The sequence below is a fragment of the Oribacterium sp. genome (assembly GCF_057249185.1).
Map to the genome: position 1 here is coordinate 16,692 of NZ_DBHIGR010000007.1, position 12,148 is coordinate 28,839.

The 12,148-nt window shown below is 42.8% G+C and carries 12 protein-coding genes, 1 pseudogene and 1 riboswitch; of the genes and pseudogenes, 2 read left to right on the top strand and 11 right to left on the bottom strand.

The annotated features are described in order from the left end of the window. Positions 1 to 11: 11 nt before the first annotated feature. Positions 12 to 299 (bottom strand): co-chaperone GroES, encoded by a 288-nt coding sequence (locus ACO4PX_RS00950; RefSeq protein WP_485570968.1) that lies wholly within the window; start codon positions 297 to 299, stop codon positions 12 to 14. A gap of 247 nt (positions 300 to 546) precedes the next feature. On the opposite strand from ACO4PX_RS00950, the gene ACO4PX_RS00955 reads away from it, so the two are divergent. Beyond that, on the top strand, positions 547 to 942 hold the full coding sequence (locus tag ACO4PX_RS00955) for a hypothetical protein (RefSeq protein WP_007156226.1): 396 nt from the start codon (positions 547 to 549) through the stop codon (positions 940 to 942). A gap of 120 nt (positions 943 to 1,062) precedes the next feature. Here the strand turns inward: ACO4PX_RS00955 and ACO4PX_RS00960 are convergent, their stop codons facing one another. The 10 genes and pseudogenes from ACO4PX_RS00960 to ACO4PX_RS01005 all read right to left on the bottom strand — a co-directional run bounded on the left by ACO4PX_RS00960 (position 1,063) and on the right by ACO4PX_RS01005 (position 11,317). After that, a complete protein-coding gene (locus ACO4PX_RS00960) occupies positions 1,063 to 1,392 on the bottom strand; it encodes a hypothetical protein (protein WP_485552277.1) in 330 nt (109 codons plus the stop codon). Continuing rightward, positions 1,376 to 1,882 carry a hypothetical protein gene (locus ACO4PX_RS00965; protein WP_485570970.1) on the bottom strand — a complete coding sequence of 169 codons (507 nt, stop codon included), beginning with the start codon at positions 1,880 to 1,882 and terminating at the stop codon, positions 1,376 to 1,378. The genes ACO4PX_RS00960 and ACO4PX_RS00965 overlap by 17 nt, the downstream gene beginning before the upstream one ends. Positions 1,883 to 1,917: 35 nt before the next feature. After that, positions 1,918 to 4,218, bottom strand: coding sequence for an anaerobic carbon-monoxide dehydrogenase catalytic subunit (gene cooS / locus ACO4PX_RS00970; protein WP_485570972.1), 2,301 nt, complete (start codon positions 4,216 to 4,218; stop codon positions 1,918 to 1,920). Between the two features lie 442 nt (positions 4,219 to 4,660). Further along, positions 4,661 to 5,854 (bottom strand): annotated as a pseudogene (locus ACO4PX_RS00975) (LL-diaminopimelate aminotransferase). A 183-nt stretch (positions 5,855 to 6,037) separates the two neighbouring features. After that, a complete protein-coding gene (locus ACO4PX_RS00980) occupies positions 6,038 to 6,517 on the bottom strand; it encodes an S-ribosylhomocysteine lyase (protein ID WP_485570974.1) in 480 nt (159 codons plus the stop codon). A gap of 1 nt (position 6,518) precedes the next feature. After that, complete coding sequence (locus ACO4PX_RS00985; protein WP_485570976.1) at positions 6,519 to 7,013, bottom strand: hypothetical protein; 495 nt, start codon at positions 7,011 to 7,013, stop codon at positions 6,519 to 6,521. Positions 7,014 to 7,024: 11 nt separating this feature from the next. Then, a complete protein-coding gene (locus tag ACO4PX_RS00990; RefSeq protein WP_485570978.1) occupies positions 7,025 to 8,704 on the bottom strand; it encodes a glutamine--tRNA ligase/YqeY domain fusion protein in 1,680 nt (559 codons plus the stop codon). 167 nt (positions 8,705 to 8,871) lie between these two features. After that, positions 8,872 to 10,029: a M14 family zinc carboxypeptidase gene (locus tag ACO4PX_RS00995; protein ID WP_485570980.1), complete on the bottom strand. Its 1,158-nt coding sequence runs from the start codon at positions 10,027 to 10,029 to the stop codon at positions 8,872 to 8,874. 110 nt (positions 10,030 to 10,139) lie between these two features. Further along, positions 10,140 to 10,838, bottom strand: a complete 699-nt coding sequence (locus ACO4PX_RS01000; RefSeq protein ID WP_315000895.1) for an LrgB family protein — start codon at positions 10,836 to 10,838, stop codon at positions 10,140 to 10,142. After that, a complete protein-coding gene (locus ACO4PX_RS01005; RefSeq protein ID WP_448973386.1) occupies positions 10,838 to 11,317 on the bottom strand; it encodes a CidA/LrgA family protein in 480 nt (159 codons plus the stop codon). Before ACO4PX_RS01005 ends, ACO4PX_RS01000 begins: the two co-directional genes overlap by 1 nt. Positions 11,318 to 11,552: 235 nt before the next feature. Next, positions 11,553 to 11,654, top strand: a riboswitch (THF riboswitch). Between the two features lie 44 nt (positions 11,655 to 11,698). Between ACO4PX_RS01005 and ACO4PX_RS01010 the strand changes: the two genes are divergently transcribed. Beyond that, the coding region (locus tag ACO4PX_RS01010; protein WP_485570982.1) for a folate family ECF transporter S component at positions 11,699 to 12,148 on the top strand (450 nt) is incomplete at its 3' end.

A 12,148-nucleotide genomic window follows, 5' to 3' on the forward strand; every position in this document is an offset into this window, starting at 1 on the left:
CCCTGATTCTTTTACTCTACGATTGCTAAAATATCATTCTGCTTAACAACGGTATACTTCTTTCCATCCAGCTCTACCTCGGAGCCTGCATAACGGGAGAACAGAACGCGCTGTCCTACCTTCACCTGCATGGAAATCTCCTTACCGTCCACAACACCGCCGGGACCTACTGCAATAACCACAGCCTGTCCGGGTTTTTCCTTATCATCCTGTCCCGGTAAAACGATTCCGCTCTTAGTGGTTTCTTCCATCTTTTCTTTTTCCAACACAACTTTATCAAATAACGGTACTAACTTCATAGTAATCCTCCTATTCCTCACAGGTCTTTTTTTAACAACATGGCTATTATAAGAGAATTTATTAGCAGAGTCAAGCACTGAGTGCTAAAAGCCTGTGAAAGTTTTGTGAAAAAATATAAGAAACAATGTATTACGAAAATATTAACAATATCAGAAAAATAAAAGGAATTTTTTATTGCTTATGTGGCAAGACAGGGTATAATGATAAGGTAGCTTGAATAAAAAAAATGGCTTTGGAGGTTTATTTATGAAAAAGAATATTCTTGTTGCAGCTTTAATTGCTTGCATGGCAACTGCATCTGTAATTCCTGCACTTGCTGCAGAGGGCGCTGTTTCCAGCTATGGCGGATCTACCACCACAGTAGCAGAATCCAACGGACACTGGGTAGCTAACAGAGATGGTTCTTGGTCATTCGTAAGCAATGAGAATGGTGCACCAATCTATGGTTGGATTGTAAGTCAGCACCAGTGGTACTACATCGGGGCTAACGGACGTATGGTAACCGGATGGCAGAAGATTAACTTTGATACCTACTATTTCGCTCAGGCACCGGCAGAGAACCAGCCTTTAGGATCTCTTTACATGAATAAGCTTACTCCTGACGGATACAGAGTAGATTCCAACGGTGTTTGGATTCGATAAGCTTTAAAAGTTATTTTGAATTCTCAAAAAAAGTAGAGCAGGTTCTTCCTGCTCTACTTTTTTCACTAGTAGAAAAAAGGGGTATAAAATAAAAGAATAGCGTATATGCAAAAGCTATGATTATTTTACAGCCCCTGTTTGTCCAAGTGAATTCGGAACGGATCTCTTCTGTTTTTGAAGATAATTCAAAAATAATTTTCCCTGCCAGATAAGGATTCCTAAAGCAATCACGGAAAGTCCCAAAAAACCGTCTTGTACCAAGTCCTGCAGATTGGGAGTAAATATTTCCGTTCCCTTCTCCAGATATTCAAAAATACTGTCCACAAACCACATCAGGCTGGCGGATAAAAAGAGTAAACAGGGAATATGATAGGCATATTCCTTGTTTTTATCCCGTAAAAAACGGGAAAAGCTCCATTCTGTTGCAAAAACGCTAAGCAATAGATGCATTCTTCTCTCCTTCCTTCTGTAGCTTTCTTTCCAGTACAAAACAATAAACTGCCCAGATTCCGGTAATAAGAAGAGCCATAGAAACACCCACCGTACTCATTTCCTGTAACATGGTATAGCTATCCTCCGGTGTTCTTGCCCCTGTTAAAAAGAGGAAGAAGGGCACTATTTCACCGTGCCAAAAATGTTCAAAAACCAAAAGAACGGAACCGGAAAATAAAAAGTTCGATAAGAGATGCAGCTTCTTCCGTAGACTTAGCCCCACCAAAGTACCGGAATTCGTTAAAGCGGAATGCGCCTCGTCTTCCGGGAAATTCCGATTTTTCAATGGGGAAGAATATCTTTTTTCCCCATTCATCAAACTTTTTCCCTCAGCTTCCCCTTTTAGAGCTTTTGTTCTTGCCTCTTCTTTTCTTTCCTTTTGCACAAGAATCCATTCAGCCGTTTTTACTATAATCCCCTCTATAATGGGTACTGCAACACAAGCCATAGCTTATCTCCTTTCTAATTTCTCTCTTTAAGCTTTTATTCCGCCTTTTTTACTTTTACAGAAATTTGAGCTAACAGCTCTTCGCCGGTGAGTTCTTTATGCACAATTTCCTTGGGAACAACCCAGCCTAAAGCCTTTCTCTTTTCTATAATATCCGCAACAATCTTTTCTCCCAGCTTATCCGGATCCGTATCTACATACATCACGGAACCAAGAGTTTCTCTGGTTCCTTCCTTTAGAAATTCGATGACATTTTTCGATCCGTGAATTTGCACCTCTACACAATGGTAGGAATTCACTCCCATCAGTCTGAAGCCTAAGGCTGCATCGATTCCCTTTTCATTACTCCACTCCGGTGAAGTAAAGGCATAAGGCATTTCCTGAATCTTCTTCCCTTCCACACCGGCAATTCCTGCAAAAATACCGGTGGAACGGGTGTTATCAATACACTCACCCACATGCCATACCGGTGGTAAATCCACGCCCAAGAATTCTTTTAAATTCGCTCCGCAATGTCTTTGGCCGGAAATATTGCAATAGCCCATTTTCATCAGAGGGAAGGAAGCACATCCATTGGTTAAAATTAAAATATTATTTCGGAGTAAAGCATTTGCTACGTCAATAATACATTTTTCGTATAATACCTTAGGATTGTTACATCCCACCATATTCACGATGCCCAGAATCCTGCCTTCCTTTAATGCCTTTGCCATAGGCTCCATGGAACCGAAGCGTTTATGCACATATTCTACGGAGAAGCCCACCTCCGCCTCCACTTCGTAGGGAGGAATGTAAACCGGAATTCCCTGTCTGTCCTGGAAGCTCTTGATTCCTCGAAGCACAATCTTCTCCGCCAGCGCTCTGGTTTCTCCGATATTGGAATGATGGTGATCGTATTCATAACGTTCCGCTCCCGGAAGTCTTGCAGAGTCACTGGTGGTAATTACTGTAGTTTTAAAGCAATTTGCCACCTCCATGATTGCCGGGAACACATCCTGTACATCCGCAATCCATAAATCCAAGGCGCCGGTACCCAGTACCAGTTCCGCAGAAACTGCATTGGACAAGGGGATAACGTTGCTATAACGATACATTGCGGAAAGTCCTGAACAGCAGATTCCATAGAAGCGAATTCCCTTGGCTCCGGCCTTCTTTGCCAGCTCCACGAAACGCTCTTCCTGTCCGACTTTAACAATTTCGCTGACCAGGGTAGGAAGATGACCGTGCACTGCAATATTCACATAACCTTTCTTCAAGGCACCGATGTTTACCTTAGAGGTTACCCGGTCTCCTACGCCGAAAAGCCCGTCTGTGGCAATGGCGGTACTCACCACACCGGAGAAGGTGAAGGCCAGACCGCAACGAAGGAATTGCTGCATGACACTCTTCCAATCTCCATCTGTACCCACTCCGGTTTTATGGTAAGCTTCAAAGACTTCATGATAGGCACTGATAGGAAGGATATCCAGCTTCTCCCACAACTCCTGTCTTTCCTTTGGCGCCATAGCCTTGATAACCTCATACTCCTTCGGAACCGTGCGGCTCATATCCTCCAGCAAAACATCTGCAAGCTCAGAAGCTATTTTTTTAATGTTTCTTCTACTGGTCTTTATGCCGAAGGCCTTTGCAACATCCCGAATCTTTTGCTGTCCTAAAATAGGAAGATCCAGCTTTCCCTCCGATGCCCACTTTAAGGATAAGATTACCTCGCGGCCATGCATTCCGTGCTGAGCCACACCTGCCGCAGCAGACCGAAGAAGGTTTCTGGCTACAATCAAATCCGCATCCGCTCCGCAAACTCCCTTTGGACTTTTCGAAGTAACTTTACAGGGACCCATATTACAAATTTTACAGCAAATGCCGGCCATACCGAAGCTACACTGGGGCTGTTGTTGATCAAAACGATCAAAGGTGGTATCAAAGCCAAGCTGCTCCTGTCGTAAGATTAATTCCCGTACTGCCGGGTCCGGAGTTTGCTCCAATACATCCTGCTTGGAGGGGAAGGTCTTTCGATAAGCGGAAACCGCATTCATATAATCCCGGATAAAGGATTTATCATCCCCATCCTCCTCATGATCGGACTTTAAGGTAATGGTAGGAATACCATGCTCATCAAAGCCTATAAGGTTTCTGTGGCTATGGATATGGGCCAAAGTCTTCCCCTGTCCATGCTCATGACTATGCTCGTGGTTATGTTCATGACTGTGTTCATGACTGTGCTCCTGATTGTGAACATTCTCATGGCTGTGTTCATGACTGTGCTCATGGCTATGCTCATGACTATGCACATGACCGTGATTTTCCCGTTCTTGAAATTCCTTCTTCTCCTGACCCATAGTACCCCTTTCCTGCTCTTACGTAAGATAAGGTGAATGACAGCTTATCTCTTCTCTAAAAAACCTCCATATATAAACATATCATTTCTGTATGTTTATATGTTTATTAGATTTTTAGAATATACAGTTTCCCATTTTTCTTGTCAATAAAATTATAAAAATAAAATGAACTATGGGCATTGTAGTTTTTTATAGCCTGTTATAGAAAACAAAAAATGAGCTGTAAAAATCAAATAATAAGTGGATTCTATGCAATATAGGTTTGAAATAGGGGTAATCTGAGCCCGTCGGTACTTGCGAAAAACAGAAATACTTCTGTTTTTCGCTTAGTATCCGCTACGTGGCGAGGTTAGCGAGAGCGTGCCCCGTTTCAGACCTATTTGCATGGAATCCTTATATGATTTCTTTCAACTCTTTTTTTAATTCTAAATTCTATAAAAAATTATACTTCCAGTAATTTCTTTATTCTTTCCATGGCTTCCTTAGTCTTTTCCTTGGTGGAAAAGGCTGTCAAACGGAAAAATCCCTCTCCTGCATCTCCAAAACCTGCTCCGGGAGTTACTACAACCTGTCCCTATTCCAAAAGGAAATCAAAGAATTCCCAAGAACTCATCCCCTTAGGGCACTTAAGCCAGATATAAGGAGAATTCTTTCCACCGGTATAATAAATGGAAAGAGCATCCAAGATTTCCATAATAATCTTGGCATTTTCCTTATAGTAAGAGATATTTCCCTGAATCTCCTTCTCACCGGCTTCTGTAAAGACAGCCTCGGCGCCTCTTTGCACAATGTAGGAAACCCCATTAAACTTTGTAGTCTGTCTTCTTAACCACATCTTCTGGAGAGACTGACCGCCGCGAATCAAGGCCTTAGGAACAACGGTATAGCCGCATCTTGTTCCGGTAAAGCCCGCCTTCTTGGAGAAGGAGCAAAACTCAATGGCACATTCCTTCGCCCCGGGAATCTCATATATAGAGTGAGGTAAATTTCCCTCTACAAAGCACTCATACGCTGCATCAAAGAAAATTACCGCGTCATTTTCCTTTGCATAGTTGACCCAGGCCTTTAAACTCTCATGGTCATACACCGCACCGGTAGGATTGTTAGGAGAGCAAAGATAAATCAAGTCTACCTTTTCTCCCTTGGGCGGCATGGGCAGGAATCCGTTTTCTTCTCCGGAATGGGCAAAAATCACCTTATTTCCTAGCATAATATTGGTATCCACATACACCGGATACACAGGGTCCGGAACCAAAGCTACAGAACCGGGTGCAAACAGATCCAGGATATTTCCTAAATCGGACTTTGCACCATCGGAAATGAAGATTTCCTCCAATTCCAAATCCACGGAAAAATTCTTATAGTAATTTAAGATTTTTTCTCTAAGAAAATCATATCCCTGCTCCGGGCCATATCCGTGAAAGCTCTCGCTTTTTCCCATCTCCATGGATGCGGAAGCCAGAGCATCCACCACAGTCTTGGGAAGTGGCAAAGTCACGTCTCCAATACCCATACGAATCAACTTGTCCTTAATCTCCGGATTATTTTCCTGCCAGGTTCTGATTCTCTTTGCGATTTCTGCAAAAAGATAGCTTTCCTTTACCTCTTGATAATGATGATTTATATTTGCTCCCATACTACTCCTTTGCAAACTTAATACACTGTATATACTTTACATACTGTATATACTTTACATACTGTATATGCTTTACATACTTTAAATGTATTGCATACTATTAATAATACGATTTTCAAAACAAAAAGGCTTACGGTTGTTTATGCTGTAGCCCCCTAAGCCTTCTTGTCCTTTTCCCACACCCTATTCCGGGTAATGGGTATTGTCATAGGAAATATTCTCTAAAACTTCCTCTAAATACTTTCTGCTCCACCACTTAGCCACAGGCAGATTCATATCCCTGAAATTCCCGCAATCTCTCTCCGTCGCTCCGGGAATCTCACCGCTGAAATCCCGAATAAAGCTAAAGCAATTTTTTAAGAGAGAAATAATCTCGACACTTTCCAAATCTCCCTTTAAGAGAAGGTAGAAACCGGTTCTACAGCCCATAGGGCCAAAGTACAGTACCTTTTCCTTCCAGCTCTCCTCATTCCGAAGATAAGTGGCTGCCAGATGTTCAATGGCATGCATTGCGGCATTTTCCATGGCAGGCTCCACATTGGGATGGGTAAAACGAAGGTCAAAGGTCGTCACCACCTCTACCCCCACAGAATCCTTTCTGGAAACATACACTCCGGGACGTATATGAATGTGGTCAATGGTAAAACTTGTAATCTTTTCCATTTTACACTTCTTCCTTTACAAGCAGCCCCTGATGCTCATCATCCTCATAATGAGTCTGATGCCCTTCATGACCAGTAGCCTCTCGGCCGTTCTCGGGTTCGTAGTAAAATTCTACATCTATGTCCTCATCCTCTACCGCCTTCTCATCAGAGGCAAAGGATAATTTCTCCTTCTTATCCCAAGCATTTCTTACCACTCTATAGGCATCTTTCCCCGCATCCACTGCTAAATTCTTTGTATCGATGGCGAGATTCTTTGCCGCATAGCCCAAATCCTTAGCCGCTTCCTTTAAATCCTCCTTGGTAACGGAATTTTTGAGAACGGTATAGGATCTCTGGGCAGATGCCTTCACCTCCTGGGCGGAATCCACAACGTCCGTAAAGTCCTTATCAACTTCCTCGGAAAACTTCTGGTATTTGTACAAATAAGAAATCACTCCGGCTACAGCTCCTGTTAAAGCTGCAAAAAACACAAATGATCCAAACTTCTTTGCCATAGTATCCCTCCTTACTTCAATTGGAAACTGGACTTTAAGGAAACTATACGGTTAAATACGGGTTTTTCCTCCGTAGAATCCTTGCAATCCACACAAAAATATCCGTTACGAACAAACTGGAAGCTTTCTAAAGGCTCCGCCTTCGCCAGTACAGGCTCTAAATAACACTGCTTCACGGTTAAGGAGTTGGGGTTAAAGTTAAGACTTCCATCTTCATTTAACTTGCCCTTCTCCTCATCAATCAACTGCTCATATAAGCGAACCTCAGCGGAAAATGCTGTCTTGGCATCCACCCAGTGAATGGTTCCCTTGGCTTTACGCTCGGTAAAGCCTGAGCCGGACTTGGTGGCAGGATCATAGGTGCAATGCACTACAGTCACATTGCCCTCTTCATCCGTCTCATAGGATACTGCCTTGATAAAATAAGCACCCATAAGACGAATTTCATTTTCCATGGTTAATCTCTTATATTTCTTGGGAGGATCCGGCATGAAATCCTCTCTCTCAATGTAAAGCTCTCCGGAGAAATGAACTTCCCTCTCTCCTAAAGCTTCATTTTCCAGATTGTTGGGGATGGAAAGCATTTCTCCTTCCCCTTCGTAGTTGTCAATCACCAACTTAATGGGATCCAATACCGCCATAAGTCTCGGTCTCTTCAGCTTTAAATCCTCACGAATACAATACTCTAAAAGAGAATAATCAGAGGAGGACTGGGCTTTGGAAATACCGGAAAGCTTTACAAACTGTGCCAGACTTTCCTTGGTATAGCCTCTTCTTCTCAAAGCGGCAATGGTAACCAGACGAGGATCGTCCCAACCGTCTACCACACCGTCCTCAACCAGCTTCTTAATGTAACGCTTACCGGTAACCACATTGGTTAGGTAAAGCTTTGCAAATTCAATCTGTCTTGGAGGATAGGGGAAATCACACTCCTGAACTACCCAATCATACAGAGGACGGTGATCCTCAAATTCTAAAGTACAAAGGGAATGGCTGATGCCCTCCACCGCATCCTCAATAGGATGGGCAAAGTCGTACATGGGATAAATACACCACTCATCTCCGGTATTGTGGTGGCTCATGTGAGAGACACGATAAATAACCGGGTCACGCATATTGATATTGGGGCTTGCCATATCAATCTTAGCCCTCAGTGTCTTCTCTCCGTCCTGGTATTTTCCCGCCTTCATTTCCTCAAAGAGGCGAAGATTTTCCTCAATAGAACGATTGCGATAGGGGCTCTCCTTACCGGGAGTGGTAAAGTCTCCACGATACTCTCTGATTTCCTCTGCCGTTAAATCGTCTACGAAGGCCTTTCCCTTCTGAATCAGATAAACTGCCTTTTCATACATAATAGGAAAATAGTCGGAGGCAAAAAACATTCTGTTCTCAAAATCCGCTCCCAGCCACTCCACGTCTTTTCGGATGCTCTCCACGAACTCCATCTTTTCCTTTACCGGATTGGTATCGTCAAAACGAAGATTAAAGGTGCCGTTGTATTCCTTGGCAATGCCGTAATTTAATAAAATCGACTTGGCGTGTCCGATATGGAGGTAACCGTTGGGCTCCGGTGGAAAACGGGTTTTGATTTCCTTAACCTTTCCCTCCCGCAAATCTTCATCGATGAAATTCTCTATAAAATTCTTGGACTCAAGCTCATTCTCTTTTCCAAGCATCTCTTCTGTCCCCATTTTTTCCTCCTAAATTTAATCATTATTTTAATTTGCCTATTATAGCATAAGGAAAAGATGTTTCACAAGAAAAAGCTAAAACAGGGGTACCGCTTGGAAAAGGAAGCTTAAGCTTTCCGGTTCCAATCCGTACCCCAAAAATAGTTTTTTCGATATTCTATTGCATCTTAGCCCATGTAATCATAAAGAAGATCCGGAAGAATTCCCTTCTGTCCATCCCATATCTTATCAATCTGTTCTTCCGGTACAGGACTGACACCCTTTCCGCATTCGATGGTTAAAGAAGGAATCTGGTATTTTTGTTCCGCGAAGTCCTTAAAGCCTCCCGCATGTTGCGGTGCATAATAGTCTATTACCGGGTAAGAGGAATTCTTGTGTACGATCTCCGCCAGTCTTCTGGCTTTGGGAACATATTCTCCTTCTCCAAAGTACCAGTAGATTACCTCTCCCTGAGTATGGTAGCTGATGGTGGAAGTAAACTTTTCCTTTCTCAATAAATCCGCTAAAGCCTTGGATTCTATTTCAGACTCTGCCGCAGAGCCTTTATACTCATCCTTTGCCGGATAGCCCTTTTTATCCACAGTGATGGACCAGTTGGCATCAAAGTTTTTATTCAGGTTTACGCCTCTGGCATTACTCTTCCATAAGCGGAAATAGCTGTTCAAGTCTGTAGGATTTTCTTTAGCCGCAATACTTTGAATAGTATTTCTTACTTCCTCAGATCCTATACCCGCCAAGCCGTTCTGTACCAAAGCAACCCCATCCGGGTCTACCATGGGAACAAAGTATACCGCACAGTTTTGCAGCAAAGCCTTTGTGGATTTCCCTCCGTACTTTTGGTCATTTTTTTCCATTTCCAAAAGACTGGCCATCTGTCTCATAGCCACCTTGGTCACAATATATTCTCTGGCATGGATACTGGCATGCACCAAGACCTTTTTGGGAGCATTGGGATTTCCTACAATACCGCAGTACAGTTCTCTTCCATCCACGGTTTTTCCTAAGGAAGAAAGCTGTAAAGAGGGATAGGCTTCCTTTAGCTTAAACAAATCCGCAGACATCTCGTTATAGCCATACACCCCATGGCCGGAAAAGCCGTAGTCACTCAGCAAAGGAACATTCTCTCCGGAAAGCACACCGGAGTATACCTGCAAATAGGAATCTGCCACGGAAACGGTATTTTCATTCTTTCCCAAAGCTACGCCGGGACCGCTGTTCACCGTGGTATGGTCATCCAACTCCGGACCGTCCGCAAAACTAAAGCCTGAATAGGCCAATAGGGACAGACTCAAAGCAAGGGAAAGTATCAGTCTTTTCTTCTTCATTGCTCCTCCTAAAATTTCATTTCTCTGCCCCATTTTAGCAAAGCTTCCGGGAAAAAGCTTGGACATTTTTCTTACAATCCCGGCACGGAAGACTTACTCTTTTTTATGTCCTAGCCAAAGGCCACATTATTGACTATAGGAACCAAAATTACCGTAAGAATTCCGGCAACGACGATAGCCAGAGAGGACATCGCTCCCTCCACTTCCCCAAGCTCCAGTGCTTTAGCCGTACCGATGGCATGGGCGCTGGTTCCTAAAGCAAGACCTTTGGCAATGGGATGATGAATGGGGAAAATACGAAAAACAAGATCTGCAAGAATACTTCCCAAAATACCCGTTAAAACAATGGCTGCTACAGTTAAGGTTACATATCCTCCGGTTTCTTCCGAAATTCCCATACCGATGGCCGTGGTAATGGATTTTGGCAATAAGGTGGAGATATGTTCATTGGGCAGATGAAATAAAATACCAAGCAGTAATATGCTGCCGATAGAGCTCAAAGTCCCCGCAAAAATCCCCAAAAATACGGCTTTAAAATTATTTTTCAGTAAGGACCATTGCTTATAAAGGGGAATGGCCAAACAGACTGTAGCCGGTGTTAAAAAATAACTCAAAAGCCCCGCACCCTGTTTATACTTGGCATAGGGAATTTCCGTAACCAGAAGGATTCCCACAATAATGATAGTTGAGACAAGCAAGGGATTTAAAAAGTCCCACTTTAAGCGAAGCTTGATTTGTATTGCCAGAAGGTAAATAAATATACTTAAGCCAAAACCGAAGTGTTCTGAACTCATTAAAATTTCTTTCATTATTCCTCCTCCAAGCCCTTTAAGCTATGCTCTAAATCTTCCAACTGTATCTCTCGAATTTCTTCCTGGATTTTCTCTTTCTTTTCCAGTGCAGATTCCATAGAGCGCATTTCCTTGATTTTATCTTCTCTGGTCTCTGTTACTTTTAAGATTCTCTGGCTTACCAAGCCGGTAACCGCCATAACAATAATCGTGGATAAGACGATAATTACAAGGTATGGTACTAAAACCGGCATCAATAATTTTGTTACGGTCATAATTCCAACTGCAGCCGGCAAAAACATAATACTCATGGTTTCCAGCATAAAGTTGCCCGCCTGCTCCACCGCATTCAAGGGAATAATTCCCTGCATCAGGAAAATCAGCATAAAAATCAAGCCATAGACCCCGGCCGGAACCGGCAAAGGCAAAAGTTTATTACACATTTCTCCTAAGAAAGTAAAAAAGATGATCCATGTCACCTGTCGGATTAATTTCATCGAACCCTCCTCCCACAAAAACTACTACAGTGTAGTCCCCTATTTCTTTTTTGACAAGAAAAACCGTGCCATCTTTTCTTCCTTTCTAAAAAAAAAAACAGAAAAAATAAAATAAATTTTGAAATGGGATTTTCTTCCAATAATTTTCTTAAAATTCCTGTTGAAAATGCAGGATTTTAGAGGAATTATCCTTTACAAAAAGCGGAATAGGCATTACTATGCCCTTAGAACTTTTTGCAGAGTAGAGAATAAAGTGGTTAGTGCCCGACACACAGGGAGTTGGTGTCGAGACGAAGAGCCGAATCGGTTCCCAGTTTTATTTTCGCATCCCGCTGCCAGGAAGCAAGACAGCTTCTTTACAGCGCACGAAAGGAGCGGTCTATGAATAAGAACGTGTTGAATGTCAAAAATCTTGTCACCTTTTCTATGCTGGTTGCCATTCAGATTATTTTGACCCGATTTCTGTCGGTACAGGCATGGAATTTCCGTATCGGTTTCGGCTTTGTCCCCATTGTCTTTGCCTCTATGTATCTGGGAATGGTTCCGGCTGTTTTAATTGCCTGTGTTTCCGATATCTTGGGGTGCTTTTTATTTTCCCCCTTCCCTTATATGCCGGGCTACACTCTATCTGTAGGATTAACTGCAGTGATATATAGCCTTTGTTTGGAGAAAAATCGAAGCCAATATCGTATTCTCCTTGCGATCTTAATCAGCCAGTTGCTTTGCAGCTTAGTCATCAACAGCTACTTACTGACCCTCAGCACCGGAAGCCCTCTTCTTCCTTTGATGCAGTTCCGTGTACTTCAAGTACTGATTAACAGTATTCTTCAA

What these genes read in the sequence shown, in the direction of transcription:
- ACO4PX_RS00950 (WP_485570968.1), bottom strand. Translation starts at nt 299, where the DNA reads ATGAAGTTAGTACCGTTATTTGATAAAGTTGTGTTGGAAAAAGAAAAG.
- ACO4PX_RS00955 (WP_007156226.1), top strand. Translation starts at nt 547, where the DNA reads ATGAAAAAGAATATTCTTGTTGCAGCTTTAATTGCTTGCATGGCAACT.
- ACO4PX_RS00960 (WP_485552277.1), bottom strand. Translation starts at nt 1,392, where the DNA reads ATGCATCTATTGCTTAGCGTTTTTGCAACAGAATGGAGCTTTTCCCGT.
- ACO4PX_RS00965 (WP_485570970.1), bottom strand. Translation starts at nt 1,882, where the DNA reads ATGGCTTGTGTTGCAGTACCCATTATAGAGGGGATTATAGTAAAAACG.
- cooS (WP_485570972.1), bottom strand. Translation starts at nt 4,218, where the DNA reads ATGGGTCAGGAGAAGAAGGAATTTCAAGAACGGGAAAATCACGGTCAT.
- ACO4PX_RS00980 (WP_485570974.1), bottom strand. Translation starts at nt 6,517, where the DNA reads ATGGAAAAGATTACAAGTTTTACCATTGACCACATTCATATACGTCCC.
- ACO4PX_RS00985 (WP_485570976.1), bottom strand. Translation starts at nt 7,013, where the DNA reads ATGGCAAAGAAGTTTGGATCATTTGTGTTTTTTGCAGCTTTAACAGGA.
- ACO4PX_RS00990 (WP_485570978.1), bottom strand. Translation starts at nt 8,704, where the DNA reads ATGGGGACAGAAGAGATGCTTGGAAAAGAGAATGAGCTTGAGTCCAAG.
- ACO4PX_RS00995 (WP_485570980.1), bottom strand. Translation starts at nt 10,029, where the DNA reads ATGAAGAAGAAAAGACTGATACTTTCCCTTGCTTTGAGTCTGTCCCTA.
- ACO4PX_RS01000 (WP_315000895.1), bottom strand. Translation starts at nt 10,838, where the DNA reads ATGAAAGAAATTTTAATGAGTTCAGAACACTTCGGTTTTGGCTTAAGT.
- ACO4PX_RS01005 (WP_448973386.1), bottom strand. Translation starts at nt 11,317, where the DNA reads ATGAAATTAATCCGACAGGTGACATGGATCATCTTTTTTACTTTCTTA.